The following is a 26,576-nucleotide window of genomic DNA, read 5'->3' as shown; positions in this document are numbered from 1 at the left end:
ACAAGTTGGCTCATGCAAGGTGCGGCAAGCGCGGAGGCATAGTGGCTATTCACTAAGACGCACTTTATGTAAAAAACGAACGAAAATACAAAACTGAATAGAATGGTTAATCAACAGGCGTGATTTTTAATTTCACTTACAAAATGTTTGTTCTTTCTATGCTATAATTGTGAGTAAATCCTTTAGAAGGGTGTGTTCAGATGAAAACATTTAAGTTAATTTCTGTCGATATTATTCGCGATTCTGTTGTTCACTCAGTTCCTTTAGAAGATGGTATTATTATCAATCAAGAGAATACTTCTCGTTCTTGGATATTGGAGCTGTTTGTAGATAAACAACATAAACCGCTTTTTTCTGATTTACAATTTACGAATGAAAAGATTACTGCTAAGGCTGTAATTTCTTATCCAGAAAATGAGCCCGCCAATTTTGAGGTTGTTGTTTATTCTGTTAAAGAAATTGGAGAACAAATTTCTGTGTTGCTACGTGGTACTTTAAATTTCGCAAGACGAAAATATGCCGAGTCTCTTCTTTCCGAATTAATCAAAGAAGGTTTAACTGGTGAAGATTTATTGTCACGCTTTGAACACGATATGAAAGTTCGACCTTTGTTAAAAAGGGATTAAATTTGTATGTACTAAAAAAAGCTACTTCAAAGAAAATAATTCTTTGAAGTAGCTTTTTCATTTATATTACTTGTTGTTAACTTTCACATCTTCTTGAATAATTTCTTCATTGCCAGTCTTTACATTTGGCTCATTTACTGTACCTTCATTCGTCATTGTTCCATTTGGCTCAACGTTTGTTTCTTCATGCGTAGTTCCGTTCGGGTTCACAATAGTTTCATCCACTTTTGTATCAGGAGATGGCGTATTCACATCTGGCGCTAAACGTCTTGTGTCATCTTTGATATCTTGCATCGGCGTTTCATCTGTAGATGGAACAGTCTTATCCATATTACATCCAACTAACAAAACAGAACTTAATGCGATAACTGGAACCGCTTTTTTCCACATAAAAAAAATTCCTCCTTCCTTGGATATCGTCATCACATATTTGTGACTTACGATAGGTTGTCCAAGAAAGTAAGGAACTATCCGATGGCATTATTGCCTGTTTTTTCATGAATATCATTAGCCATATGCAGGAATACTACTATTATTCCTTTTCTACAACTGGTCCTAATGCAAAAAGAATATCTGCTTCACAAACTAGCTCTCCATCAACTGTTGCGATTCCGTGGCCTTTACCCATTGCCCCACGCAATTTCAAAAGTTCTACTTCAAGCCTTAATTGATCACCAGGTTTTACTTGTCTTTTGAAACGGCAGTTATCAATTCCTGTAAAGAAAGCAAGCCTTCCTTTATTTTCAGGAATTTGCAACACTGCTACTGCACCAACTTGTGCAAGTGCTTCCACGATAAGTACTCCAGGCATTACTGGATAGCCAGGGAAATGACCATTGAAAAATTGCTCGTTGATTGTTACATTTTTTAATCCTACAGCACGTTTTCCATCTTCAACCTCTAAAATACGATCAATCATTAAAAATGGATAACGATGAGGTAAAAGTGCTTGAACTTGTTCTGTTGTTAACATGAAGTTCCCTCCAATATGTCCCTATTTCCCGTCTTTTATATCTAATAAGTGCTGATATGTTTCCCATTTCAATGCATCACTCGGTGTACCATCTCCAAGAATGCCATAGCCCACCATTAAACCTGCAACTGCGGCTCCACCGAAAATCGCTAGGATTAATAGTATACGTAGCCAAATAGGAAACATACGGATTTGCACCCAATATGTTTTTTTCGCTTCTGCTTCTTCGGCTTGTCTTTGTGCCCTACGTTGTCTTCTAGCAACTTTGACTTCTTCTGTCATAAGCTTAACTCCTTACGGAAGGAAATTATCTAATTCCATTAATAAGACCCATCATTTGATCTGCAAGCGTAATAGAACGAGCATTGAATTGATAAGAACGTTGAGTCATTGTTAACTCTGTCATTTCTTTTGCAAGATCAACATTCGATAATTCAAGTACGCCATTCGTTACTGAAATTTGATTTCGATCAGCGCCTTGTAAATCTGTTAATACTTCTTGTACAGTTACACCTAATTCGTCCATATTAGCTGGGAGACCAATATATGTTCCAGAAATATGCTCCATCAATTGTGGCTTTTGCAGAACTGTTACAGCTAGTTCTCTTTGCACTGTAGAACCGTCTGGATAGCTCGCTGTTAGTATCCCTGATTCATTTACAGTAAATTTAGAAACATTGTCAGGAAGAAGGATTGCTTGTCCATTAGAATCGGCAACTGGGTAGCCATCTCCATTAACAAGCATTAGATCTCCATTTTCCATTGGTGAAACATAAAATGCACCTTGTCGAGTATAGGCAGTTTTTTGACCAGCTTCTCCGTCTGGCATTAGTACGTTAAAATATTGTTTTGGCTGTTGAAAAGCAAAATCTAATTCACGATCTGTAGATTGCAGACTTCCTTGCTTCCAGTTCATCGTAGCTTGCCCTAGTGCTGCCCCTACACCGTAACGAATTCCAGTCGGAGACTGACGATCAGCCTTATCTAATTTATCGTTGTTAAACTGTTGATACATTAGCTCTTGAAACTTCACATCTTTTGCTTTGAAACCATGTGTATTTGAATTAGCCATATTATTTCCAATAATGTCTAATTGGTTTTGTAATTGTGTCATTGTATTAGTTGCTGTAATCATTGTACGTAACATATGTACAACCTCCTCTCTTTTTTATTAAACTCTACCGACTTCATTTACCGTTTTTTGCATGCTTTGATCGTATGCTTGTAATATTTTTTGATTTGCTTCAAATGCGCGGTATGCCGTTAACAAGTCCGTCATCGTTCTTCCAGAGTCAACATTGGAACGTTCAATATATCCTTGTTGTAGGGAAAAACTAACATTTGCAACATTGTAAGCAGATGGTAAGTTTGTGCCATCTACCGTTTTATATAAGCCATTATCTTGTTTAATTAATGTTTCTGGTTGGTTTGAAAATGAAACTCCGATTCGCGCAACTGCAACATCATTATGAAAAATTTGCCCGTCATCTGCAACTCGAAAATCATCGTTTGGCAATTGAATACGCTGACCTTCTGCATTTAACACGTATAACCCTTGTGGATTCGTTAAGAAACCACTAGCGTCCAATGTGAAGCTTGCATTTCTAGTGTAAGCCTCGCCGTCAACTGGATGCTGCAAGCGATAAAAAACTGCTCCCGTTTGACCGGTTGCCTCGTCGACTGGTAATGACCCATCGATCAATGCGATATCTGTATTAAGTCCTGTATCTTGAAGTTGGCCCTGTTGTAACAATGGAATCGTTTCTTGCATATAAACTCCTGTACTAAGTCCACCAACGCCTTTTGCAAACTTATAATTAGAAGGCGCTTCTGTCGGAACTTTTGCAGTTCCGATACGCGACAAATACATATCTGGAAACGATCTAATTACTGATTGATCCGCTTTAAATCCAGGGGTATTCGCATTTGCCATATTATTTGTAAGCAATTCAGTTCTACGTTGTTGTGCAATCATACCTGATGCAGCTGTGTGAAATCCACGAAACATTGGAAAGCCTCCATTCTTTTACTTTCTAGTAATTCGATCTATATTATCCAGCATAATTCCGGTACCAATTGCGACACAATCCATTGGGTTCTCTGCAATAAACACTGGCACTTTTAGCTCTTCTACCAATAGATGATCCATGCCGTGCAGCAATGCCCCACCACCAGTAATAATGACACCACGATCAATAATATCTGCTGATAACTCAGGTGGTGTTTTTTCTAAAACATTTTTTGCAGCTTGTACAATAACTGAAACGGACTCTCTTAATGCTCGTTCAATTTCTTCAGAGCGAACAGTAATTGTTCTTGGAAGGCCTGTAACCATATCACGCCCACGAATATCCATTTCTTCATGACGACTATCTTGGAAAACTGTTCCGATTGTTATTTTAATGCTTTCAGCAGTACGTTCCCCAATAAGTAGCTTGTACTCTTTTTTAATATATTGAAGAATATCATTATCAAAAACATCTCCAGCAATTTTAATAGATTCAGAAGTTACGATATCCCCCATAGAAAGCACGGCTACATCTGTTGTACCTCCACCGATATCTACGACCATATTACCGCTTGGTTGGAAAATATCCATGCCAGCCCCGATTGCTGCAACTTTAGGTTCTTCTTCTAAGTATACTTTTTTGCCGCCTGATTTTTCAGCTGCTTCACGAATAGCTTTTTGCTCTACACTTGTAATGTTTGTAGGACAACAAATTAAAATGCGCGGCTTTGATAAAAATCCTTTTACATTTAATTTATTTATAAAATGTTTTAACATTGCTTCTGTTACATCAAAGTCTGCGATTACACCATCTTTAAGTGGACGAATTGCTATAATATTTCCCGGTGTTCTACCGACCATTTGACGAGCTTCTTCCCCAACTGCTAAAACTTTGTTCGTACTTTTGTCAATAGCTACTACAGATGGCTCATTCAACACAATACCCTTACCTTTTACATGAATAAGTACGTTTGCTGTACCTAGATCAATCCCTATATCTTTTGCAAACATTAACAGTGTTTCTCCTTCCCCATTAACCCATTTTCTCTTTACTTTTTCGATACGCCTCTAACTTATAATTTTATCATAGTTTATCTGTAATTACACTTTTTTTAGGCAATAAGAAAAGCGTAAGCGCCTATGTCTGCCCCGACAGGCAAATGGGGAAAAGCGAGGAGGCAGTTCCTCAGCCACTGGAGCTTTCTTTATAGCGACGAGCTTGCGCAGGAGCACAATTTTTTTTGCGACGAATAACCGCAGGAGCAAGATCTTTTTGCGACGAGTAACCGCAGGAGCACCTTTTCACATTTGACCCCGAGGGGCTAGGCGCTGAAGCTAGACAATAAGAAAAAGCCGTGATTCGTTACAAATCACGACCTTTCCTATCTTCCTTTTTTGTTTTCCATTTTCTTTTCGTTGCTTCTCCACCTCGCAAATGCCTGACCGATTTATGGTACGCAAGTATTTCTTTTACTTCCTTTGCTAGTTGAGGATCTACTAAATGGAGTCTTTCGGTTAAATCCTTGTGAACAGTGCTTTTAGAATGACCTGTTGTACTCGCGATGGCGCGCACAGTTTTCTTTGTTTCTATGAGCATTTCACCAAGACGTATGCATCTATGACGAATCGTTTCGTGCACAAACTCTTCCTTTCGTTAGTAAAGGAACACTTTTCATCACTTTATGCATACGTATAGGCTATTATGAATGATCTCATTCATCTTGCTTTAATTACTGCTCACATTATTGAAAAAGTTAAAACGCTAACAATAATTCCGGATTCGTTAATACACCATCTTCAAACACTTCGAATTGCAAATGAATTCCAGCAGTTGGATTCCATTCGTTTTCTGCTGCAGTCGCAAGTGCTTGTCCTTGCTCTACCGTATCCCCTACTTTTACTAATATTTCACTAACAGAGCGATATTTTGTTTGCATGCCATTTGCATGGGATAAAACAACTTCATCGCCTTCAAACGGATCTAGGTTTACTTCTTCCACTTTTCCACTCAGTGCAGCTACAACTTCGAAAGGCTCGCTATTCATCGACAGCGAAACGCCTGTATTTGTCACATACGTTTGCCCAAATACAAGTAATGATTCTTCTCTCGTCGTTGCATCCGCTTCCATGTCGTAAAAATGCTGTACAATTTCTACATTTTCAAGTAGTGCTTCCTTGAATGGGTACTTAATCGATTCTGTTGCTGCATTTGTTTCGATGGTCACTTTGTCTGGATTAGTTGCAACATCGGTCCATTCTGAGTCATCTGCTTTATCATTTGTGATAAAGACATTATACCCCCAAATCATTCCTACAAACGCTACCGAAAACCCCGTGTATATTAGCGGCCAAAACCACGGCTTTTTCGGACTTGTATTCTTCTGAGAAGGCTTGTTCGATTGTTCTTCTCTCATTTTCATCACCTCAATTGCTATTCTTTGCATTTGAAGGAGATTTTAAACATGCAGAAAAACTTTTTATTTCAGTTCCTTTATAATAATGAACTAGAATTTCATGCGCCTCTACAGATTCGTTTGCTAACACCTCTGCACCATATTGACTCATCCCAACACCATGTCCATATCCGATCGTTTCGACAACTACTTGATCGTTCTGGAACGAAACTTTAAAATCTGTGGAAGGTAGTCCTAGCTTTGTACGGACTTCTCTTCCTGTCCAGGTTTTACCGTTCATCTTGACTGTCTGCACACGGTTCGAATCTGTATGCGTCATTCGGAACGTTTTCACAATAGTAGGAGACCATTTTAAACCAAACGCTTTCGCCCACTCTTCTTTCGTAAATTGAAATTGTTTTTTGACGTTTGCCGAATATAATTCCTCTGACTGGCTCGGAACTGAAACTAAATACGGAATGGCATTGCCACTATAATTTTCAGCACTTTCTGTTTGTCCATTACTAGTAGAAAAGAACATTGCAGTTATTAATTGATCTTTATATACGATAATTTCTCCTTCGGTTGAAGCAACTACGCGCTGAAGTTTTTCTTCGTATGTTTGAAATGAGGCTCCCCATTTCTTTCTACGTTCTTCTTCACCTATATACACTTGTTTTTGAACCGTTTTTGATATTACTTTGTCACCATAGTTTGTTTCCCGCAATACATATGTCCGCGCTGCAATTGATTGAGCTTTTAATGCCTCCTCATGGAATGAGATCGGCATTTCTGCGGCAACTACTCCTAAAACATATGTCTCCAATGGTATTTCTTCTTTGACCCCTTCCACTTCGATTAGTATTGGACAACTTATTTCTTTTTCTACCTCTGGCACATACTTGGCTTCATCTTTTTCTTTGATTAATAAGAGTGGTAAACACAAGAGACTTATGCAAATGAATAATAAAAGGAGGTTTTGTTTCATAGCAGTACTATATGCGAATACCTTGCTTATAATGAAAACATCAAAAAAGTTTAAATGCCTATTTTGATGTTTCATATGCTCTGTGTCATGCTCTAGGTAAAGTTCGTCTTAACGAATATCCACTATGCCTCCGCGCTTGACGCACCTTGCATGAGCCAACTTGTGCTGTGCCCAAGTGGGTCTCATACTTCGGCTAATTCGGCCCGACTCGCTACGGCAACAAGTGTCTCGCGGTTTGAGTAAGCAATTAATCATGGCAACTTAGTTGCAAAATCATTAATTCTTTCGCTTTTTAAGAAATAGTACTTCCATTCTAAATATGTAGAGCGAAATGGAGGGTATTCCAATGGGATTAAGCGGGACAGGTGAGACCCCGCAGTGGAGAGTTTTAGCGACCGAGGAGGCTCACCGCCCGCCCCGTGGAAAGCGTCCTCCTTGCAGCTTAAATCCTAGCTGAAACCACCGAGACGCATTATATCAAAAAAAACGCCATGCATGTATGCACGGCGTTTTACATATATTAAACAAATTGAACTGCTTTTTCAGTATTTTCGCTTCCGATGCGTTCAACATCTGCACCAAGAGCCGCTAATTTTTTATCGAAATTCACATACCCACGATCTAAATGATATAGCTCAGTTACACGTGTAATTCCTTTTGCCACCAAACCAGCAATAATTAACGATGCAGCTGCACGTAAATCAGTAGCAGCAACTTCTGCCCCCTGTAAATCAGATGGAGATTCCATAATAACCGAACGTCCTTCGATTTTCATATTACCATTCATACGACGGAACTCTTCCACATGCATGAAACGATTTTCAAATACAGTTTCTGTAATAATGCCGGTTCCTTGAGCAGTCATCATCAATGCCATCATTTGAGATTGCATATCTGTTGGGAAACCAGGATGTGGCATTGTTTTAATATCCACTGATTTTAATGAACCTGTAGATTTCACACGAAGACCATTATCTTCCTCTGTAATTTCTACACCCATTTCTTGCATTTTAGAAATAAGAGCTGTCATATGTTCTGGTACAGCATTTTCAATTAGCACATCGCCTTTCGTAATAGCTGCTGCAACCATAAAAGTTCCTGCTTCAATACGATCTGGAATAATATGATGTTCAGTACCAAAAAGCTCCGTGACACCTTCTATGCGAATTGTGTCAGTTCCCGCGCCTTTTACTTTTCCACCCATCTCATTGATGAAGTTAGCTAAATCTACAATTTCCGGCTCTTTAGCAGCATTTTCGATAGTTGTCGTTCCTTCTGCCAAAGCTGCTGCAGTCATAATATTTTCAGTTGCACCAACGCTTGGTACATCTAGATAAATTTTAGCACCTTGTAAACGACCATTTGTTTTCGCCTCAACATACCCATGACCGAAAGAAATTTCTGCACCCATAGCTTCAAAACCTTTTAAATGCTGATCTATTGGACGAGAGCCAATTGCACAGCCACCAGGTAGCGCTACACGAGCAAAGCCATTACGCGCTAAAATAGGACCCATTACAAGTATAGATGCACGCATCTTACGCACATACTCAAATTGTGCTTCACTTGAAAGTGGTTCTTGTGAATCAATGATTACTTGGTTATTTTCTGGATTATATGTTACTTTTGTATTTAAACTTTTTAATACTTCATTTATCGTTAATACGTCTGCAAGTGTTGGCACGTCTTTAATAATATTTTGACCTTTAGTAGCAAGCAAAGCTGCTGCAAGTACTGGAAGAACTGCATTTTTGGCACCTTCTACACGCACTTTTCCCCTTAAAGTTTGACCGCCTTTAACAACGATTTTATCCACTTCTTTCCCTCCACGTTCTCTATCCTCATTTGCATTTTATATAAATAAAATATGTATGATGTTATCATTAGGAAATCAAAACAATATCCATCATACAATGAAAATCATCTATATACAAGCATCAAAAAAACTATTTTTCATTTATAACTCGGAAGCTTTACAAATCTAGTCACAATACAGTTTAAGCCCCTGCACATCCACAATTCATATTGAGAAGAATTTATTTTTAATTGTTATAGTATACGTAATACCTAATCGTTTCGTGTAGATAATCTTAAATTACCCTTCTACAGGCATATAAAACCTTTATCGACAAAAAATTTCCCGGGAAATTTGATGAAATTCTACATGATCATACAAACACATCCATTATTTGCATGAGCATATAGAATCCATTTCACTTAAAATAAGTATTGTAGCTGATTAGACCATATTGTTAAATTCAAGAAAAATTCCGCTACTGTTGAACCAATCATAATACTAGCCAATATATAAAATAATTGTGCTTGAAAAACACGATTTTTTCTAATAAACTTTTCTACCATTATTGCTTGTAGTGCATAAAAAGATATTCCGATAAAAAAAACATTTGCTAAAATAGCAATAACTGCTTGTTCCCCATTCAATAAACCCATATCAATTCTCCTCCTTAGAAAAACAATAACATTAACTGAGATTGTATAGAGAAAAAACGGACAGAATTTTTCTGTCCGTTCATCATTCATTCAAATTAAATGTTACCCTCATAAACGTTGATACGATTCATCGCACGTTTCAAAGCAAGTTCTGCACGACTAAAGTCAGTTGCCTCATGTTTACTTTGAAGACGTGCTTCTGCACGTTTCATCGCTTCTTTTGCACGAGCTAAATCGATACTTGAAGCAACTTCTGATGATTGAGCTAAAATCGTTACCTTTTCAGGACGAACTTCAACAAATCCACCGTTTACTGCTACGTACTCTGTTTTTCCATCTTTTTTCAATTTAACTGCACCGATTACAAGTGGCGCAACCATTGGAATATGGCCAGGTAAAATACCGAGTTCGCCGGATGCTGTTTTAGCGATAATCATGTCTACTTCAGAATCGTATACCGGGCCGTCGGGAGTGACAATATTGACTGTAAGTGTCTTCATATTTTTACCTCCTGGTCCGATTTATTATACTTCTACGCCCATGCTTTTCGCTTTTTCTACAACTTCTTCAATGCGTCCAACTAAACGGAATGCATCTTCTGGTAAATGGTCATATTTTCCATCAAGAATTTGTTTGAATCCTTCTACAGTTTCTTTAACTGGAACGTATGAACCTTTTTGACCTGTAAATTGTTCTGCAACATGGAAGTTTTGAGATAGGTAGAACTGAATACGACGAGCACGGTTAACTACTAGCTTGTCTTCATCTCCTAATTCATCCATACCTAAGATTGCGATAATATCTTGAAGCTCTCTGTAGCGTTGTAATGTATATTGCACTTGACGTGCTACATCATAATGCTCTTGACCTACGATTTCCGGAGAAAGCGCGCGTGAAGAAGAAGCTAAAGGATCAACCGCTGGATAAATACCCATCTCAGATAATTTACGTTCTAAGTTTGTAGTCGCATCTAAGTGAGCGAATGTTGTTGCTGGAGCTGGATCCGTATAGTCATCGGCTGGTACATAAATCGCTTGGATAGATGTAACTGAACCAGTGTTTGTTGACGTGATACGCTCTTGTAATTGACCCATTTCAGTTGCAAGTGTTGGTTGGTAACCAGCAGCTGAAGGCATACGACCTAAAAGTGCTGAAACCTCAGAACCTGCTTGCGTGAAACGGAAGATATTGTCGATGAATAGAAGTACGTCTGCACCTTGCTCATCACGGAAATATTCTGCCATTGTAAGACCAGTTAAAGCAACACGCATACGTGCGCCAGGTGGTTCATTCATTTGACCGAATACCATTGCTGTTTTCTTAATAACGCCTGAATCACTCATCTCATGGAATAAGTCATTTCCTTCACGCGTACGCTCTCCAACACCAGCGAATACAGAAATACCGCCATGCTCTTGAGCAATGTTATTAATAAGTTCTTGAATAAGAACTGTTTTACCTACACCGGCACCACCGAATAGACCGATTTTACCACCTTTAATATAAGGAGCTAATAGATCTACTACTTTAATACCTGTTTCAAGAATTTCAACTTCTGTAGATAGGTTTTCAAATGTTGGAGCTTGACGGTGAATTGGATCACGACGTTCTCCAACTGGTACTTCTTCCCCTAAGTCAATAACTTCACCAAGTACGTTGAAAACACGTCCTAAAGTTACATCACCAACTGGAACAGAAATTGCTGTACCAGCATCAAATACCTCTGTACCACGCTTAAGGCCGTCCGTAGATGACATTGCAATAGTACGAACTGAGTCATCTCCTAAGTGTAACGCTACTTCTAATGTTAAAGTTGTAGGCGCTTCGTTTGGACGTTCAATCGCTACAGTTAGTGCATTATAGATAGCTGGTAAATGGCCGTTGTCAAACTTAACGTCAACAACTGGACCCATTACTTGTAGTACTTGTCCTTTGTTCACTACTGTTCCCTCCTGTCTTACTTTCTATCTAAAACTATTCTAATGCCGCTGCGCCGCCGACAATTTCCGTAATTTCTTGCGTAATTGCTGCTTGACGTGCTCGGTTGTATACTAATGTTAAATTGCTGATCAAATCAGCTGCATTGTCTGTCGCGGATTTCATCGCAGACATACGAGAAGCATGCTCACTGGCTTTACCATCGAGTAATGCACCGAAAATCAGGCTTTCCGCATACTGTGGAAGTAATACTTCTAGAATTGCTTCAGGTGAAGGCTCAAATTCATAAGAAGCAGTTGTGCCTGTTTCTACTGCAATATCCGTAAGTGGCAGTACCTTTTTCTCCGTTACTTCACTGGAGATAGCACTGACAAAGTGGTTATAGTACATATAAAGTTCATCATATGTACCATCCGTGAACATACCAACAGCTTTGTGCGCAACTTCTTTGATATCAGCAAAAGCAGGTTGGTCTGGTAAGCCGACTACTTCCCCAATTACGTTAGAACCACGCTTTAGGAAGAAATCACGTCCCATACGACCAATTGCGAAGATTACATACTCTTCTTTTGAAGAATGTCTTTCAGCTATTGCATTAGCTACAGCACGAATAACATTACTGTTATATGCGCCAGCCAAACCACGATCAGCTGTGATGACAAGATATGCAGTCTTTTTAACAGGACGAGAAGTTAACATTGGATGTCCACTATCACTAGTACCTGATGCTATTGCACCAACTACTTCTTGAATTTTCGACATGTAGGGAACATATGCTTTCGCATTTTCCTCCGCACGGTTCAATTTAGAAGCAGAAACCATTTGCATAGCTTTTGTTATCTGACTTGTTTTCTTTGTTGACGTAATTTTACTTTTAATGTCGCGTAATGATGCCACTGGTATTTCACCACCTTATTGTTTTTTTCACTTAGACTTAAGAATTATTCAGATTTAGCGAAAGTCTTTTTAAACGCAGTTAATGCATTTACTAAGTCTTCATCTGAAGGAAGATCTTTAGTCGTACGAATATGATCTAAAACGTTTGTGTGGTTTGAATCTAACCAGCTGTTAAGCTCAGTTTCGAAACGAGTAACATCTTTTACTGGAATATCATCTAAATGGCCACGTGTTAGTGCGTATAAAATGATAACTTGTTTTTCCACTTTAATAGGGCTATTCAAGTCTTGTTTTAATACTTCAACTGTACGTACACCACGGTCAAGTTTACCTTGAGTAATTGGGTCAAGATCTGATCCAAATTGAGAGAATGCTTCAAGCTCACGGAATGCAGCTAAGTCTAGACGTAGTGTACCCGCAACTTTTTTCATTGCCTTAATTTGTGCTGAACCACCAACACGAGATACAGATAAACCAGCGTTGATAGCTGGACGTACGCCCGAGAAGAATAGATCAGATTGTAAGAATATTTGACCATCTGTAATAGAAATTACGTTTGTCGGAATATAAGCAGAAATATCTCCCGCTTGTGTTTCAACGAATGGTAATGCAGTAATTGAACCTGCACCAAGTGTTTCATTCAACTTCGCTGCACGCTCAAGTAAACGTGAGTGTAAGTAGAACACATCCCCTGGATAAGCTTCACGACCTGGAGGACGTTTAAGAAGTAATGAAAGTTCGCGGTAAGCAGCTGCTTGTTTTGATAAATCATCATAAACAATTAGGACATGCTTGCCATCAAACATAAACTCTTCTGCCATTGTTACACCAGCATAAGGAGCTAAGTATAATAATGGAGATGGTTGTGATGCAGATGCAGTTACAACGATTGTGTATTCTAATGCACCTTTTTTACGTAGTGTTTCTACAACGTTACGTACAGTCGATTCTTTTTGACCAATTGCAACGTAGATACAAATCATATCTTGGTCTGCTTGGTTAAGAATTGCATCGATTGCAACAGTTGTTTTACCAGTTTGACGGTCTCCGATGATTAACTCACGTTGACCACGCCCGATTGGTACAAGAGCGTCAATCGCTTTAATACCTGTTTGAAGTGGTTCATGAACAGATTTACGTGCCATAACCCCTTGTGCAGGACTTTCAATTGGACGAGTTTTTGTAGTAGCGATAGGACCTAGCCCATCAACTGGTTGACCAAGTGGATTAACTACGCGGCCAATCAATTCTTTACCTACAGGAACTTCCATAATACGGCCAGTTCGACGTACTTCATCGCCTTCTTTGATGTCTGTATATGGCCCAAGGATAACGATACCAACATTGTTAGCTTCCAAGTTTTGTGCCATACCTAGTACACCTGTTGAGAACTCTAAAAGTTCTCCGGCCATGACGTTGTCGAGGCCATGAGCAAGAGCGATACCGTCACCAATTTTGATAACTGTACCAACGTCGCTAACTTTCATCTCAGATTCGTAATTCTCAATCTGCTGTTTAATCAAGACACTGATTTCTTCAGCTTTGATGCTCATGTATGTCACCTCTCTAAATTCATAATATTAACCGATCAAGTTACGTTTTAAACGATCTAATTTTGTGCTTAGACTGCTATCGTAAATGCGGTTTCCGATTTGAACACTCATTCCACCAATAATAGATGGATCTATAATGTTCTCAATGCGTAGGGATTGTTTCCCTACATTTTTTGCAAATACAGTTGAAATGCTTGAACGCTCTTCTTCTGTTAATTCGCGAGTTGTATATACTTTCGCGTCAGCAACACCTTGTGCTTCGTTTGAAAGTATCATAAATTCGTTAATGATATATCCTACTTCATCTAATCTTTTCTTATCTATTAACACTTGAAGTGTATTGATAACAATTGGATTAGCACTTGCGAAGATTTCACGGATAAGTGCTTTTTTCTTGATTAGAGAAAGCTTTGGAGAAGTGAATAATGTATTCAACTCTTCATTGCTATTCCATACAAGTTTAAGTTCACGTAAGTCTTCTTCTACTGAAGAAAGCTCGTTTTTTTGTTGTGCTAGCTCGAATAGTGCGATTGCGTAACGCTTTGCGACAGTTGAATTACTCAATTAGCTTCGCCTGCCTTCGCAATCGTTGCCTCGATTAGCGCACGATTATCTTCTTCCGAAACTTCTTTTTCAAGAACTTTCGACGCTGCAAGTACTGAAAGTGAAACGACTTCTTCTCGTACCGCTGCAATCGCTCTTTCTTTTTCTGTATCGATTTCACGGATAGCAGATTCTTTCAAACGCGCAGCTTCAGAACGAGCAGTCGTAATAATTTCTTCACGAGATGTTTCGCCTTGTTTCTTCGCATTTTCTACAATCGCTAATGCTTCCGTACGTGCTTCTTTAAGTAAGTCACGTTGTTCTTCAAGTACACGCTGTGAGTCTTGACGGCTTTTTTCAGCTGCTTCGATTTCACCAGCGATTAACTCTTCACGTTGAGTCATAATCCCCATTAGTGGACCCCAAGCTACTTTCTTCAATATAAACATCAATAGTAAAAAGAAGAATAATGTAGCTGCAATATCCAAAATGTTTAACCCTTTGCTGTCAGCAGCACCGAGTATAAGGTAATCAAAAGACACGATTGTTTCACTCCTTTCAAACGCTATATAAGGGAACTAACTTCTATAATGTAAAGTTTTGTGCATTATTTTCTAATTCAAACGTGCATAAAGAGAATGGCGGAATTTCCCCCGCCATTAAAGACTTGCATACAAATTATTTGTTTAATACGATAAACGCGATAACAACTGCGATAATCGGCACGGCTTCAACTAACGCTACCCCGATGAACATAACAGTTTGAAGAGCTGAACGCGCTTCTGGTTGACGAGCGATACCTTCTACTGTTTTTGAAACGATTAAACCATTACCAATACCTGCACCAAGTGCACCTAAACCAACTGCTATAGCTGCTGCTAAAAGACCAACTGAACCTATCATTGTGTAATTTCCTCCTTGGAATGTTGTTATTATTTTTTTCTGCTTAGTAATACTAAACAGTTATATTAATGGTCTGTTGACACTTTATGTGACATATAAACCATCGTTAACATAACGAAAATGAACGCTTGAATCCCACCGATAAATAGTGAGAAACCTTGCCAAGCTATTGCCGGAATTACTGCTCCAACAAAGCCAAAAATACTTGATGTTGCTAGAGTTGCAAGTAGTCCTAATAAAACTTCTCCTGCATAGATGTTTCCGTAAAGACGAAGACCTAGTGTCAACGTATTTGCGAATTCTTCTACAATTTTCAAAGGGAGTAAAAATGGAAGCGGCTTTAAGTAGTCTTTCCCATATTCTTTTAGACCCTTCATCTTAATACCATAATAGTGCGTTAAAACAATAATCATTACCGCTAAAGTCATTGCTACTGTAGGATCTGCAGTTGGTGATTTCCACCAAAGCACGCCATCATAAGAAATTGAAAATGGAAGACCTAACACGTTTGCAACAAATATAAACATAATAATTGTAATCCCAAGAATATGGAATCGCCCGCCAGTCTGCCAGTCGAAATTACTTTTAATAATTCCTTTCACGAAGTCCATTATCCACTCCATGAAGTTTTGCATACCAGTTGGCTTCAGTTTCAAGTTTCTTGTCGCAATAAAAGCGATTAAGAAAACGATGAGTGTAGTGATGGCAAGCATTAAAATGTTTGACCAGTTACCATACATCCCTAGAAACTCAAATTCTGGATTTTTATGATCCACGATTCATTCACCTCTCTTTCGCATCCTTAATCATGCTTTTTTGCATGAAATATAATCCGCTCTACTACAAGCAGAACATAGGGAATCATTAATCCAACAACTGTGGCTATTAAATGGAAGTAACTCGAAAATGTCATCGCAAGAGCTACAGCTGCAACACCTGATGCAAAACGCATCGCTGTGCCAAGACCTGCTCGTCCATTCCCTTCCTTTAGCACACGGTCAAATTTCTCCATTCTACGGGTTAGAATCCAGAAATTATACAAACCAAATAAAGAGCCTAGGGCTATACCTGCAAAAATTGTCGAATACGGGGTCAAACCCCAACCTAGTGCACATGCTGCGAGCAAAAATAACATATACTTTTTTTGCGTCGTAAAAATACGTTGCATTTCTAGCATTGGTTTTTAGTCTCCTGAATCATATTTTCGAATGGTAGTAACAAGAGCAAACATACTAACCAGAAGGCCAATAAGTACACCTATTACTAAAAATACCGGAGTGGTTCCATACGTGTTATCTAGCCACATCCCTGTGAAAACACCTATTAATAAAGAACCGACAAGCTGCGAGAGAATGGTAGAATATAAAACCATTCCATGTAACGGACGTCTTGTCTGACGCATAAAAGAATCCCCATGTTTTTCCTATATCAGTAAAAACTGTGAATCTAGTAGAAAGTTGATATGACTCGTGTTTCAAGCATGAAACCCCTATCATGATTATCCTTTGTAAGCATACAATAGGGGCAATTTGATGTCAATTAGTAAGAGTGAAAAACTTCACACAACCAAACATTTTGACATTTTATCGACAAATTTAAAGCTTTTTAGTGTCCATAAACACTTTTTATTACTTCGTTCCAAATAAACGGTCGCCTGCATCACCAAGACCTGGAACAATATACCCATGATCATTTAATTTTTCATCTAATGCAGCAATATAAATATCTACATCTGGATGCGCTTTTTGAAGTGCTTCTACGCCTTCTGGAGCCGCGATTAAACACATAAATTTAATGCTAACCGCTCCTCGTTTTTTCAAGGAATTTACCGCTTCAATTGCTGAGCCACCTGTTGCAAGCATTGGATCTACTAAGATGAAGTCACGATCAGCAACATCGGCAGGTAATTTTACATAATATTCTACTGGCAGTAATGTTTCAGGATCACGATAAAGACCAATATGACCTACTTTTGCTGCTGGAATTAGTTTTAATATGCCATCAACCATACCGATTCCTGCACGCAAGATTGGCACGATACCAAGCTTCTTGCCTGCTAGTATTTTAGATTTCGTTAATTGGACCGGAGTTTCTACTTCGGTTTCTTTCAACGGTAAATCTCTTGTAATTTCAAAAGCCATTAGTGTAGCTACTTCGTCTACTAGCTCACGAAACTCCTTTGTTCCTGTCTTTACATCTCGGATATATGTAAGTTTATGTTGAATCAGCGGGTGATCAAATACAAATACTTTAGGCATTGTACATTTCTCCTTTTCGTTTTAATTTACACTTCTATTAATTATAACAAAAAACACAGGTTACATACTAGTAATCCTGCGCTCTTAATATTGCGTCTATTTCATCCAGCGACATTGGTTTGTAATAATAAAAACCTTGACCGATTGGACACTGAAGCTGCTTCAGTACTTTCAGTTGTTCCTCTGTTTCAATTCCTTCCGCAACAGAGCTCATTTTCATACTTTTCGCTAACTGAATAATCGTCTCAACGATTACTTTTGCGCCTGGCTCTTCCAAGTTACTTATAAAACTTCTATCTATTTTTATTTCAGAAACAGGTAATTGATGAATGTAACTTAGGGAAGAAAATCCTTTCCCAAAATCATCGACCGAACTCACAAAGCCATGTTTATTTAAATCCGTTAATATTTTTCTTGCTGTAGCCAAATCGAATAATCCGATACTCTCTGTCAATTCCAAACATATATATTTCGGATCAATACCGTGATCTGAAACCATTCTCACTAAATTCTTGACAAAATTAGGGACATAAAAATGATTCGTTGAAATATTAACAGAGATTTTAAATAGCTGTAATTTCTCCGCTTTCCTTCGCACTAACCAACTTAAAACTTGCTCGATAATTTGTATTTCTAACTCTTGTATTTTCCCCAAAGATTCCGCTTCGTGTATAAATACATCTGGTCTCACTGATCCCAAACTGCTTGAATCCCATCTCGCTAGTGCTTCAAAACTCTCTATTAAACCTGTTTGCACATTTACCTTAGGCTGAAAATGCACGTAAAACTCTTTGTTTTTAATAGCGTAAATCAGCGCATTTTGTATTGCCATTTTTTCTTGAATTTCAGTGCCGAACCTATCTTCATAAAATACAACAGATTCACCAGCTTGTAATTTTGTACGTGTAAGTGCAATATCCGCAAGTCTTACAATATCCCCTGAGCTCCCCGAATACTTACTAAGTGAAACTACCCCAATTCTTAGCGAGATGAAAAGCTCCATTCCATCCAATATAATGGGATCCTTTGCTGCTTGCAAAAATCTGCTCATGCAAAGTGGAATATCTTCTTCCTCACATTCTCCTGCAATAATAAGCGATGCTTCTGAACTTCTAGAAATAATTATTTCCATTTTATGCGCTAACTTTCGAATACGGCCACTCAATTGACTGAGTAAAGATGCTAACTGCTTTTTCCCATATGAATCTACAATATTCGTATATCCCGAAGGCTGTATTAACAATAAAAATCCACTTGGCTTATCACTCATCATCTCTTCAAATTCCGACAAAAAATAATTGTAATTTGTTAATTTGGAAAAAGGATCAATATATGCAAGATTAAGTATTTTCTCTTGATTTTCTGCATTTTTTAATGCTAATAAAACTAAAGGAGTCACTTTTCGAATAAATTCTAATTCTAATTCTTTCGCTTTTCTTTTTTCCGAAAAATAAATTCCAAATGTCGCAATGACACAATTCTCATGATTTATAACTGGGAAACTCCAACAAGCTTTTAAATGGTGCTTTTCCGTAATTTCTCTAAAATCCTTCCAGCATTCAGCATGTTGAATATCATCTACTATTACATTTCGTTTTGTATAGGCAGCATTTCCACAAGATCCCATATTCGTACCAATGCTTAGCCCATGAACAATTTCATTGAATTCTGTTGGTAATGACTTTGCTGCTGCAATTCTCATCGTTTCATCGTTTGCAATTTGCAATATGCTGCATTTAGCACCTGCTGGGAAAAAAGTTTCGGTCATATCACAAATTTTTTGAAGAGAAATACTAAGGGCATATCCCTTTTCAATTCCTTTATATATTTCTTGTTGCAATAGCACGATAGCCTCTTGCTGTTTTTCTCTCGTAATATCGCTAAATATTGCTATATTATATATATTTTTTTGTTCTTCATTATGTAAAGCTTGGATAACTAAATCATTCCAAAAAGGTGTTCCATCTTTTTTATAATGTAATATTTCCACTTTCGCAATTGCATCATTCTTTATACTTTCTGCAATTTGCACTAATGTGTTCAAACATGTATCTTTTCCGTTCAAAAAATGATTGGTTTCCCCAAGTACCTCTTGTTCGGTATATCCCGTTATTTCAGTAAACTTTTCATTTGCAAAAACAATCGGTTCATTTGGAAAATCTGGATCTGTTATAAGAAAAGCAGAATTAAATTGAGAACCTATATGACATAGCCATACAAATAGATCTTCTTTATCTATTTTCTTTGTATCTATCATTGCCCCATTCGCCCCATTCATACCCTTTCAATTTATTCTAATCAATAGCATAAAAATAATCTACCTTATCTTTCGACAAAGGTAGATTATTTTCTTACTATTCTATTAATTATATAATGGGAACCTAGAAGTTAAAGCAGAAACTCTATCTTTTGATTCGTTAATAACTGCTTCGTCTTCATGATTTTTCAATAGTTTCGCAATAATAGAAGCAATTTCTTTCATTTCGTCTTCTTTAAAACCACGTGAAGTAACAGCTGGAGTTCCAATTCGAACTCCCGAAGTGATGAACGGGCTTGCTGTATCGAATGGAATTGTATTTTTGTTTACTGTAATTCCAACTTCGTCTAATACATGCTCCGCAACTTTACCTGTTAAACCAAGTGCAGTTACGTCTAATAACATAAGGTGATTGTCCGTTCCACCAGAAACGATACGAACTCCTTCTTCTATTAAACTACTTGCTAACACTTTCGCATTTGCAATTACTTGTGCTTGGTATTCTTTGAAACTTGGTTGAAGCGCTTCGCCAAATGCAACAGCTTTCGCAGCGATTACGTGCATTAACGGACCACCTTGAATTCCAGGGAAAATTGTTTTATCAATTTTTTTCGCAAATTCTTCTGTCGTTAAAATAAGCCCACCACGAGGTCCTCGTAATGTTTTATGTGTTGTTGAAGTAACAAAATGTGCATGTGGAACTGGATTTGGATGAAGACCAGCAGCAACTAGGCCTGCAATATGAGCCATATCTACAAAAAGATACGCCCCTATTTCATCAGCGATTTCACGGAATTTAGCAAAGTCGATTATACGTGCATATGCACTCGCTCCCGCTACGATCATTTTCGGTTTGTGCTCTAATGCAATTGCACGAACTTCATCATAATCAATTAGTTCCGTTCCTTTATTAACACCGTATTCGATAAAGTTATATTGTAATCCACTAAAGTTAACAGGAGAACCATGTGTTAAGTGACCACCATGTGATAAATTCATTCCTAAAATCGTGTCACCCTGTTGTAAAGCCGTCATATAAACAGCCATATTTGCTTGAGAACCTGAATGCGGCTGCACATTTGCATGCTCAGCTCCAAAAATTTCTTTCAAACGATCACGAGCAATATCTTCTACTACATCAACATGCTCACAGCCACCATAGTAGCGTTTACCTGGGTAACCTTCAGCATATTTATTTGTTAAAACAGAACCTTGTGCTTCCATAACTGCTTCGGATACAAAGTTTTCTGATGCGATTAACTCAATATTTACTTGCTGACGCTTTTTCTCTGCTTGCATTGCCTCATATACTGCTGGATCTTGTGATAAAATTTTCTCCACTTTTGTTCTCCTCCAATATCATCCGTAAAATGCACGTTCTCCGCCAATTAGCTTTGGACGTGTTTTCGCAATCGTAACAATTGCTTCCCCAATTTGTTTTGTAGACACACGAATTGGTACGGCAACTGGTGCCAGCTGCATACCAATAAGAGTTTGTCCTATATCAATGCCAGCACGTGCTTGAACATGCTCGACTACTACTGGGTCATGGAATTTAGTATACGCGTATGCAGACATAGAACCCCCTGCACGAGCAACTGGAATGACCGAAACTTCTGGTAATCTATATAGTGTTTGCGCATTTCGTTCCATTGTAATTGCCCTATTTATATGTTCACACCCTTGAAAAGCTAAATGAACTCTATTTCTTTCGGCAAATGCATACAAAGGTTCGAATAGCACTTCTGCTACTTCTAATCCACCGGCAGTTCCTATTTTTTCGCCTATTATTTCCGAGGTCGAACAGCCAATGACAAATATATCATTTTCTCTTAAAAAAGCTTGCTGCTCTACTTCGATAAGAAGCTGTTCTATTTGTTGTTTCCACAAATGTTTTGCTTCCATCTGAAATCCCCTCTTCTTAAATTATGCGTTCTCAATTGCAGTGATTTTTTCTACGCGTTGTACATGGCGACCACCTTCAAAATCTTGAGCAAGCCAAGTAGCAACGATTTCTCTCGCTAGCCCTGGACCGATTACTCGTTCTCCCATCGCAAGGATGTTCGAGTCATTATGACATCTAGTAGCTTTTGCAGAAAATACGTCATGTACTAATGCACAACGAATGCCTTTTACTTTATTTGCAGCAATCGACATACCAATGCCTGTACCACAAATTAGTATTCCGCGATCAAATTTACCACTTGCAACACCTTCTGAAACTGGCTTTGCATAATCTGGATAATCTACCGAATCATTATTTGTTGGACCGAAATCCTCATAGGAAAGCCCAAGCTCTTCTAACTGTTGAATAATTTCTTTACGAAGGTTATTACCACCGTGATCTGAAGAAATTGCGATTTTCAACTCGTTCCCTCTTTTCTGTTTGAATTCTAATCCATCATACCATTTTTCAGAATAAAAAAATACAATTCACACAAAGTGAATTGTATTTTATATTAAAAATCAAATGAATTTCTGACATTTTTTTTAATTACGCTTCATTTTTTCCACCAAAAAACTCCGAAATACGAACATTTTATAGTTATTTCTTTTTTATGTTCGTTAATTTATTGAGACGTTCGATCGAATTGATTGATCACTTTATACAGATCTTCCGATTGGTGTTTAAGATCCACGGATAAACGATCGATTTCTCCAATTGAACGAGCTTGCTCGTCTGTTGCACTTCTTACTTCCTCTGCACCAGCAGATGTTTCTTCCGCAATTGCTGCAACTTCTTGAGATTGACGTGCTGTATTTTCGATATTCGTTAATTGTTTTTCAACAAATGTAGAAATTTCTACGACGGAATCTGCCATCTCGTGAATTTTATTGGACATACCTTCCACGGCAGCATTCGTTTCAGAAACTCGTTTCGCTTCTCCAACCGCAAAGCTTACTTGATCTGTCATTTGGTGCACAACGGTTTGCACATTGGATTGAATCGCTTGGATTAATTCTGTAATTCCTTGCACTGCTTTCGCGCTTTCATCTGCTAGTTTACGAACTTCTTCTGCTACAACTGCAAAACCCTTACCATGCTCCCCTGCACGCGCGGCTTCAATAGATGCATTTAGCGCAAGTAAATTCGTTTGCGCCGCAATATCTCCAACAAGTTGGATAATGTTTTCGACTTTTACAGCATTTTCTTCTAATTGATGAATATTTCCAAGCGCTGATTCATTACCTGTAGCAATTTTTTGAATGCCACTAACAAGGGATTGAATTACTACTGTTGTTTGTGTAAGCTCTTGGATCATTTCTTTCGATTGAAGAGTCGATTTTTCTGCCCTATTATTCACTTCTGATGCAAGAACACGTACATCTTCTATCGATTCGGCTGTATCTTGAATAGCCGCTGCTGAGTTTTCCGCACCTTCCGAAATTTGTGCGATCGTTGATGCTATTGCGTCCGCTTGTTCAGATGCAATTGCCGATTCCTTCGAAAGTTGTTGAACAGTATTATTTGTTTTATCAAAGTTGTTTTCAATACTTTGGACCATATCTCTTAAATTAACGAGCATCGCTTGAAAAGCAATAGCTACAGATTGAATTTCATCTTTTGAATTCGGTACTTCTACTTCTACCCCAATTTTACCTTCCGAAGCTAAAGTAGCTGCCTTTTCTAAACTAAATAACGGTTTGATAATAATGCCACTGAAAAAATAAGCTAAAATTCCGGACCACAAAATACCCGCAGCATATGTCAGAATTTCAAATTGCACAGTTGCTGCTCCGCTCCCAAAGACAAACGCTTGTACATAATGAATAAAAAATGCACTTGTTGAGTATGTAATTAAAGCTAAAATCGCAACGAATAACACAATTTTCTTTTGTATTCCAAACGAATACCTTTTCTTCTTTTCCCTCATCACAAATCCCCCTGAATTTTTTTCACTAGTTCATCTGTTAGTGCGTTCAATTCTTGAAACGTTTTTTCATAAGTTTGCAAACTTCCTCCATAAGGATCTGACACATCACGCACATTTTGTGGAGTAACAAACTCTTTATACATATAGATTTTCGATATTGCATGTGGAAATGCTAGAATAATATTCTGTCTATGCGAGGCTGTCATCGTAAGTACAATATCTGCCCATTCTATCATTTCTTCTTGCAAAGAGGAAGATTCATGAGTAAATGGAATGAGGGCATTTTCTAATACCAATTGCCCATTCAAAGACATTTCCTCTCCATTCATCGCATAAATTCCTGCTGAGCGAACATGTACATTTTCAAGATTCCGAGCTTTCAATATCGCTTCCGCCATAGGACTACGACAAGTATTCCCAGTACAGACAAATAAAATATTCATCGATCATTTCCCCATCTCTAGTATATAGTAAATTGTTCTAAAATAGATTGAAAATTGTTAAATATTTTTGAAAACTAAATAACCCATTACAATTAATAATAAACCAGCTAGTTTCATAATGATACTTCGATTCATAAAGGTATATTTAAAAATAAACTGCTGTGCAATAAATACGGCAATAAACGAAAATACTCCCGAGCTTATAATAAACAATAATTTCTCTAATTTAAGCATACCAAATGAAATACTTACTGAAAAGGTGTCCAAGCTTGCGAGTACCGCAATTAAATAAGGAGAAAATAAAGGAGATTTTTTAGGTGACTGTGTGAGAAGCATTTGTAGCCCAACTAGAATAAGCAATACTGCCGATAAGTAAGGACTTGCATATTGTAAATATTGTTGCACAATCGTTCCTGCTAAATAGCCGATTAAAGGAAGAATCATATGTAATATCGCTGTCCATATCGCAAGCAAAACTACTTGTTTTCTATACGATACGAGAGAAAATAAAATAAGTACATCCACAGACACCAAAACCCCAGCTAAAATTTCCTTCCACAAAAAAATCTCCCCCGTTCGTTCGCATAATTAAATGTATGCAAACAACTAGAAGAGAATACAATTATTGAATAACACGCCTGTTGATTAACCATTTTATTCAATTTTGTATTTCCGTACGTTTTCTACATAAAGTACGAATGAGGACGTAACGCAAATAGAAAACGAGTTTTTTAGCACTAAAAGGTATTAGTTTTTTTCCTATTAGCACAAATTTTCAAGAAATTAGATAACCAACAGACGGGATTGAATAAGTGCATACTGGGATTGATTGATTCTGCAATACACCACTATTCATAATAATTTCCATCTGCAGCTTTCTCTAGGCGATTCATAATAGCACTTCCCACATCTTGCTTCGTAAAAACGGGTGCTAGTACGATATCGGCATCTGTACCATCACAATTTCTAAGTGCATCAAATAATAACGCCGCTGCATCTTCTAGCTGATTTTCTTTTCCTAATGAAAAAAAATAATCAGCTGCTGTTTGACCAAACTGCTCACTTGCAATTAGCGCTACTTTTTTATGTTCCTTATGTATGTCCGCAACTGCATTTTTCACCACTTCAATAGAAGATTCAATTAAATACACAGGTGCATTCGGTGCATAGTGTGCGTACTTCATTCCAGGAGCACGTGGTGCTTTTACATCGTCAGTAAATTTAGATTCATTCACTTGCCCAATTACTTTTTCAAGCATCTCTTTTGTGACACCACCCGGTCGAAGAATTGTCGGGATGTCCGTAGTGAAGTCTAATACTGTTGATTCTAACCCAATTCCAGTCGTACCTCCATCCACGATAAACGGAATTTTGCCATTTAAGTCATCCCATACATGGATTGCTTTCGTCGGGCTCGGTTTACCACTTTTATTTGCGCTAGGGGCAGCTACTGGTTGTTTTAAACGCTTCAATAATTCCAGTGCTACTGGATGTTCTGGTATGCGTACACCAACTGTATCTAAACCTGCCGTAACATTTTTCGCAAGTGAAAATTCTTTTAACGGCAACACAAGTGTAAGTGGTCCTGGCCAAAAAGCATCGATGCATACGTATGCCAAAGATGAGATATTCGTTGTAAATGCCTCTAGTTCTGCCACTTCTCCAATATGAACAATAAGTGGATTATCTTGAGGTCTACCTTTTGCTCCAAAAATTTTGCGAACCGCCGCTTCATCCGTCGCAACTGCACCTAATCCATATACAGTTTCTGTTGGAAAAGCGACTACTTCTCCAGATTTCAACAAATCCACAGCCTGTGTATAACCCTGTTCTTTTGTGGATAAGTTATCCACATTCACCATTCCAGTTTTCATCTTGTTTTTTCTCCTCTCTTCTATACTTATACACAATTTGTTGATAACTTCACTCTCTTTGTGGATAACTACGTGGAAAACTTTTTCTTTAACCATTCCCATACAAAAAACTTTGGCTTTTCCTCTACTTCTTCTTTAAAGCAAGCTTTTGGAAATACTGAGCACCACCAGTTATCCCCACGACCAGCACCAATTTTTATGACAATCGAATCCACTAATGCTTGCGGTGCAATGCCGTCATTCCACTCTTTCGGCGGAAATAATGCTTGTCCGATTGAAATATTTATTGGTTTGTTTAATTTTTCTGACAACTTATCCACAGCTTGTTCGAGTTCTGCATATGTCTCGCGTTGATTATTATTGTATTTCATTAAAATCGGTTCGATTGACTGCTTCACTTCATTTTTTACTTGTTGATCTGCCGTTGTGTTGCTGTTTGCGATTAGTCGGAAACGTAAACCGTCTGTATTTTGGTCTTCTTGGAATAAAAGAAATAAAAACATTTGTATGATAAGAAGCACCCATACAAAGAAAATAATGGAATCTATTTTTTGTCTAGTAGTAGTCGCTCTTTTTATCTCGTAATCTGGTAACAT

General features: G+C 37.9%; 32 protein-coding genes. 1 reads left to right on the top strand and 31 read right to left on the bottom strand.

What is annotated here, in order from left to right; genetic code table 11:
• Positions 1-200 precede the first annotated feature (200 nt).
• Positions 201-626 (top strand): YwpF family protein, encoded by a 426-nt coding sequence (locus tag RUH95_RS13355; RefSeq protein ID WP_313893379.1) that lies wholly within the window; start codon positions 201-203, stop codon positions 624-626.
• A 66-nt stretch (positions 627-692) separates the two neighbouring features.
• On the opposite strand, the gene RUH95_RS13350 is transcribed toward RUH95_RS13355, so the two are convergent.
• From RUH95_RS13350 to RUH95_RS13200, 31 genes are all read right to left on the bottom strand, one after another.
• Positions 693-1,016 (bottom strand): hypothetical protein, encoded by a 324-nt coding sequence (locus tag RUH95_RS13350; RefSeq protein ID WP_313893378.1) that lies wholly within the window; start codon positions 1,014-1,016, stop codon positions 693-695.
• 142 nt (positions 1,017-1,158) lie between these two features.
• On the bottom strand, positions 1,159-1,599 hold the full coding sequence (gene fabZ, locus RUH95_RS13345; protein ID WP_313893377.1) for a 3-hydroxyacyl-ACP dehydratase FabZ: 441 nt from the start codon (positions 1,597-1,599) through the stop codon (positions 1,159-1,161).
• A gap of 21 nt (positions 1,600-1,620) precedes the next feature.
• Positions 1,621-1,881, bottom strand: coding sequence for a DNA-directed RNA polymerase subunit beta (locus tag RUH95_RS13340; protein WP_313893376.1), 261 nt, complete (start codon positions 1,879-1,881; stop codon positions 1,621-1,623).
• Positions 1,882-1,906: 25 nt separating this feature from the next.
• A complete protein-coding gene (locus RUH95_RS13335; RefSeq protein WP_313893375.1) occupies positions 1,907-2,746 on the bottom strand; it encodes a flagellar hook-basal body protein in 840 nt (279 codons plus the stop codon).
• A 24-nt stretch (positions 2,747-2,770) separates the two neighbouring features.
• Positions 2,771-3,607, bottom strand: a complete 837-nt coding sequence (locus tag RUH95_RS13330; RefSeq protein ID WP_313893374.1) for a flagellar hook-basal body protein — start codon at positions 3,605-3,607, stop codon at positions 2,771-2,773.
• A gap of 18 nt (positions 3,608-3,625) precedes the next feature.
• Positions 3,626-4,618, bottom strand: a complete 993-nt coding sequence (mreB, locus tag RUH95_RS13325) for a rod shape-determining protein (RefSeq protein WP_313893373.1) — start codon at positions 4,616-4,618, stop codon at positions 3,626-3,628.
• 352 nt (positions 4,619-4,970) lie between these two features.
• Entirely contained in the window at positions 4,971-5,246 is a 276-nt protein-coding gene (locus RUH95_RS13320; protein ID WP_313893372.1) for a sporulation transcriptional regulator SpoIIID, read from the bottom strand.
• Between the two features lie 115 nt (positions 5,247-5,361).
• Entirely contained in the window at positions 5,362-6,021 is a 660-nt protein-coding gene (locus RUH95_RS13315) for a peptidoglycan DD-metalloendopeptidase family protein (protein ID WP_313893371.1), read from the bottom strand.
• A 10-nt stretch (positions 6,022-6,031) separates the two neighbouring features.
• Positions 6,032-6,898, bottom strand: coding sequence for a stage II sporulation protein D (gene spoIID, locus RUH95_RS13310; RefSeq protein ID WP_397469507.1), 867 nt, complete (start codon positions 6,896-6,898; stop codon positions 6,032-6,034).
• A 610-nt stretch (positions 6,899-7,508) separates the two neighbouring features.
• A complete protein-coding gene (gene murA, locus RUH95_RS13305; RefSeq protein ID WP_313893370.1) occupies positions 7,509-8,804 on the bottom strand; it encodes a UDP-N-acetylglucosamine 1-carboxyvinyltransferase in 1,296 nt (431 codons plus the stop codon).
• A gap of 401 nt (positions 8,805-9,205) precedes the next feature.
• Positions 9,206-9,439, bottom strand: a complete 234-nt coding sequence (locus tag RUH95_RS13300) for a DUF1146 family protein (protein WP_313893369.1) — start codon at positions 9,437-9,439, stop codon at positions 9,206-9,208.
• Between the two features lie 95 nt (positions 9,440-9,534).
• Positions 9,535-9,939 carry a F0F1 ATP synthase subunit epsilon gene (locus RUH95_RS13295; RefSeq protein WP_313893368.1) on the bottom strand — a complete coding sequence of 135 codons (405 nt, stop codon included), beginning with the start codon at positions 9,937-9,939 and terminating at the stop codon, positions 9,535-9,537.
• Positions 9,940-9,963: 24 nt separating this feature from the next.
• The gene (gene atpD / locus RUH95_RS13290; RefSeq protein ID WP_090565613.1) at positions 9,964-11,379 is read right to left on the bottom strand and encodes a F0F1 ATP synthase subunit beta; all 1,416 of its coding nucleotides are present in this window, start codon (positions 11,377-11,379) and stop codon (positions 9,964-9,966) included.
• A 34-nt stretch (positions 11,380-11,413) separates the two neighbouring features.
• A complete protein-coding gene (locus tag RUH95_RS13285) occupies positions 11,414-12,274 on the bottom strand; it encodes a F0F1 ATP synthase subunit gamma (protein WP_090565615.1) in 861 nt (286 codons plus the stop codon).
• A gap of 44 nt (positions 12,275-12,318) precedes the next feature.
• Entirely contained in the window at positions 12,319-13,827 is a 1,509-nt protein-coding gene (gene atpA / locus RUH95_RS13280; RefSeq protein WP_313893367.1) for a F0F1 ATP synthase subunit alpha, read from the bottom strand.
• 27 nt (positions 13,828-13,854) lie between these two features.
• Positions 13,855-14,391 carry a F0F1 ATP synthase subunit delta gene (locus RUH95_RS13275; RefSeq protein ID WP_313893366.1) on the bottom strand — a complete coding sequence of 179 codons (537 nt, stop codon included), beginning with the start codon at positions 14,389-14,391 and terminating at the stop codon, positions 13,855-13,857.
• The gene (atpF, locus tag RUH95_RS13270; RefSeq protein ID WP_313893365.1) at positions 14,388-14,912 is read right to left on the bottom strand and encodes a F0F1 ATP synthase subunit B; all 525 of its coding nucleotides are present in this window, start codon (positions 14,910-14,912) and stop codon (positions 14,388-14,390) included. Before atpF ends, RUH95_RS13275 begins: the two co-directional genes overlap by 4 nt.
• A gap of 136 nt (positions 14,913-15,048) precedes the next feature.
• Positions 15,049-15,273: a F0F1 ATP synthase subunit C gene (atpE, locus tag RUH95_RS13265; RefSeq protein ID WP_313893364.1), complete on the bottom strand. Its 225-nt coding sequence runs from the start codon at positions 15,271-15,273 to the stop codon at positions 15,049-15,051.
• Positions 15,274-15,338: 65 nt separating this feature from the next.
• A complete protein-coding gene (gene atpB / locus RUH95_RS13260) occupies positions 15,339-16,049 on the bottom strand; it encodes a F0F1 ATP synthase subunit A (RefSeq protein WP_313893363.1) in 711 nt (236 codons plus the stop codon).
• A 26-nt stretch (positions 16,050-16,075) separates the two neighbouring features.
• Positions 16,076-16,450, bottom strand: a complete 375-nt coding sequence (locus tag RUH95_RS13255; RefSeq protein ID WP_313893362.1) for an ATP synthase subunit I — start codon at positions 16,448-16,450, stop codon at positions 16,076-16,078.
• A 6-nt stretch (positions 16,451-16,456) separates the two neighbouring features.
• Positions 16,457-16,675: an AtpZ/AtpI family protein gene (locus tag RUH95_RS13250; RefSeq protein WP_313893361.1), complete on the bottom strand. Its 219-nt coding sequence runs from the start codon at positions 16,673-16,675 to the stop codon at positions 16,457-16,459.
• A gap of 226 nt (positions 16,676-16,901) precedes the next feature.
• Positions 16,902-17,531, bottom strand: coding sequence for a uracil phosphoribosyltransferase (upp, locus tag RUH95_RS13245; RefSeq protein ID WP_313893360.1), 630 nt, complete (start codon positions 17,529-17,531; stop codon positions 16,902-16,904).
• 67 nt (positions 17,532-17,598) lie between these two features.
• Positions 17,599-19,788 carry a bifunctional diguanylate cyclase/phosphodiesterase gene (locus RUH95_RS13240; RefSeq protein WP_313893359.1) on the bottom strand — a complete coding sequence of 730 codons (2,190 nt, stop codon included), beginning with the start codon at positions 19,786-19,788 and terminating at the stop codon, positions 17,599-17,601.
• Positions 19,789-19,893: 105 nt separating this feature from the next.
• Positions 19,894-21,129, bottom strand: a complete 1,236-nt coding sequence (gene glyA, locus RUH95_RS13235) for a serine hydroxymethyltransferase (protein WP_313893358.1) — start codon at positions 21,127-21,129, stop codon at positions 19,894-19,896.
• An 18-nt stretch (positions 21,130-21,147) separates the two neighbouring features.
• The gene (locus RUH95_RS13230) at positions 21,148-21,693 is read right to left on the bottom strand and encodes a TIGR01440 family protein (protein WP_313893357.1); all 546 of its coding nucleotides are present in this window, start codon (positions 21,691-21,693) and stop codon (positions 21,148-21,150) included.
• A gap of 21 nt (positions 21,694-21,714) precedes the next feature.
• Positions 21,715-22,155, bottom strand: a complete 441-nt coding sequence (rpiB, locus tag RUH95_RS13225) for a ribose 5-phosphate isomerase B (protein WP_313893356.1) — start codon at positions 22,153-22,155, stop codon at positions 21,715-21,717.
• 203 nt (positions 22,156-22,358) lie between these two features.
• The gene (locus RUH95_RS13220; protein WP_313893355.1) at positions 22,359-23,663 is read right to left on the bottom strand and encodes a methyl-accepting chemotaxis protein; all 1,305 of its coding nucleotides are present in this window, start codon (positions 23,661-23,663) and stop codon (positions 22,359-22,361) included.
• On the bottom strand, positions 23,663-24,106 hold the full coding sequence (locus tag RUH95_RS13215; RefSeq protein WP_313893354.1) for a low molecular weight protein arginine phosphatase: 444 nt from the start codon (positions 24,104-24,106) through the stop codon (positions 23,663-23,665). Before RUH95_RS13215 ends, RUH95_RS13220 begins: the two co-directional genes overlap by 1 nt.
• 57 nt (positions 24,107-24,163) lie before the next feature.
• On the bottom strand, positions 24,164-24,667 hold the full coding sequence (locus RUH95_RS13210) for a manganese efflux pump (RefSeq protein WP_313893353.1): 504 nt from the start codon (positions 24,665-24,667) through the stop codon (positions 24,164-24,166).
• A gap of 287 nt (positions 24,668-24,954) precedes the next feature.
• Positions 24,955-25,980: an L-threonylcarbamoyladenylate synthase gene (locus RUH95_RS13205; RefSeq protein WP_313893352.1), complete on the bottom strand. Its 1,026-nt coding sequence runs from the start codon at positions 25,978-25,980 to the stop codon at positions 24,955-24,957.
• 68 nt (positions 25,981-26,048) lie between these two features.
• Complete coding sequence (locus RUH95_RS13200) at positions 26,049-26,576, bottom strand: stage II sporulation protein R (protein WP_313893351.1); 528 nt, start codon at positions 26,574-26,576, stop codon at positions 26,049-26,051.

This window comes from Psychrobacillus sp. (genome assembly GCF_032154225.1).
Classification (GTDB): Bacteria; Bacillota; Bacilli; order Bacillales_A; family Planococcaceae; genus Psychrobacillus.
This window is presented reverse-complemented; position numbering and strand designations above follow the sequence as displayed.

What these genes read in the sequence shown, in the direction of transcription:
- RUH95_RS13215 (WP_313893354.1), bottom strand. Translation starts at nt 24,106, where the DNA reads ATGAATATTTTATTTGTCTGTACTGGGAATACTTGTCGTAGTCCTATG.
- RUH95_RS13205 (WP_313893352.1), bottom strand. Translation starts at nt 25,980, where the DNA reads ATGAAAACTGGAATGGTGAATGTGGATAACTTATCCACAAAAGAACAG.
- RUH95_RS13250 (WP_313893361.1), bottom strand. Translation starts at nt 16,675, where the DNA reads ATGCGTCAGACAAGACGTCCGTTACATGGAATGGTTTTATATTCTACC.
- mreB (WP_313893373.1), bottom strand. Translation starts at nt 4,618, where the DNA reads ATGTTTGCAAAAGATATAGGGATTGATCTAGGTACAGCAAACGTACTT.
- RUH95_RS13200 (WP_313893351.1), bottom strand. Translation starts at nt 26,576, where the DNA reads ATGTTACCAGATTACGAGATAAAAAGAGCGACTACTACTAGACAAAAA.
- RUH95_RS13315 (WP_313893371.1), bottom strand. Translation starts at nt 6,021, where the DNA reads ATGAGAGAAGAACAATCGAACAAGCCTTCTCAGAAGAATACAAGTCCG.
- RUH95_RS13335 (WP_313893375.1), bottom strand. Translation starts at nt 2,746, where the DNA reads ATGTTACGTACAATGATTACAGCAACTAATACAATGACACAATTACAA.
- fabZ (WP_313893377.1), bottom strand. Translation starts at nt 1,599, where the DNA reads ATGTTAACAACAGAACAAGTTCAAGCACTTTTACCTCATCGTTATCCA.
- RUH95_RS13230 (WP_313893357.1), bottom strand. Translation starts at nt 21,693, where the DNA reads ATGGAAGCAAAACATTTGTGGAAACAACAAATAGAACAGCTTCTTATC.
- RUH95_RS13240 (WP_313893359.1), bottom strand. Translation starts at nt 19,788, where the DNA reads ATGATAGATACAAAGAAAATAGATAAAGAAGATCTATTTGTATGGCTA.
- RUH95_RS13300 (WP_313893369.1), bottom strand. Translation starts at nt 9,439, where the DNA reads ATGGGTTTATTGAATGGGGAACAAGCAGTTATTGCTATTTTAGCAAAT.
- atpA (WP_313893367.1), bottom strand. Translation starts at nt 13,827, where the DNA reads ATGAGCATCAAAGCTGAAGAAATCAGTGTCTTGATTAAACAGCAGATT.
- RUH95_RS13340 (WP_313893376.1), bottom strand. Translation starts at nt 1,881, where the DNA reads ATGACAGAAGAAGTCAAAGTTGCTAGAAGACAACGTAGGGCACAAAGA.
- RUH95_RS13330 (WP_313893374.1), bottom strand. Translation starts at nt 3,607, where the DNA reads ATGTTTCGTGGATTTCACACAGCTGCATCAGGTATGATTGCACAACAA.
- RUH95_RS13355 (WP_313893379.1), top strand. Translation starts at nt 201, where the DNA reads ATGAAAACATTTAAGTTAATTTCTGTCGATATTATTCGCGATTCTGTT.
- upp (WP_313893360.1), bottom strand. Translation starts at nt 17,531, where the DNA reads ATGCCTAAAGTATTTGTATTTGATCACCCGCTGATTCAACATAAACTT.
- RUH95_RS13255 (WP_313893362.1), bottom strand. Translation starts at nt 16,450, where the DNA reads ATGCTAGAAATGCAACGTATTTTTACGACGCAAAAAAAGTATATGTTA.
- atpE (WP_313893364.1), bottom strand. Translation starts at nt 15,273, where the DNA reads ATGATAGGTTCAGTTGGTCTTTTAGCAGCAGCTATAGCAGTTGGTTTA.
- RUH95_RS13350 (WP_313893378.1), bottom strand. Translation starts at nt 1,016, where the DNA reads ATGTGGAAAAAAGCGGTTCCAGTTATCGCATTAAGTTCTGTTTTGTTA.
- RUH95_RS13220 (WP_313893355.1), bottom strand. Translation starts at nt 23,663, where the DNA reads ATGAGGGAAAAGAAGAAAAGGTATTCGTTTGGAATACAAAAGAAAATT.
- RUH95_RS13295 (WP_313893368.1), bottom strand. Translation starts at nt 9,939, where the DNA reads ATGAAGACACTTACAGTCAATATTGTCACTCCCGACGGCCCGGTATAC.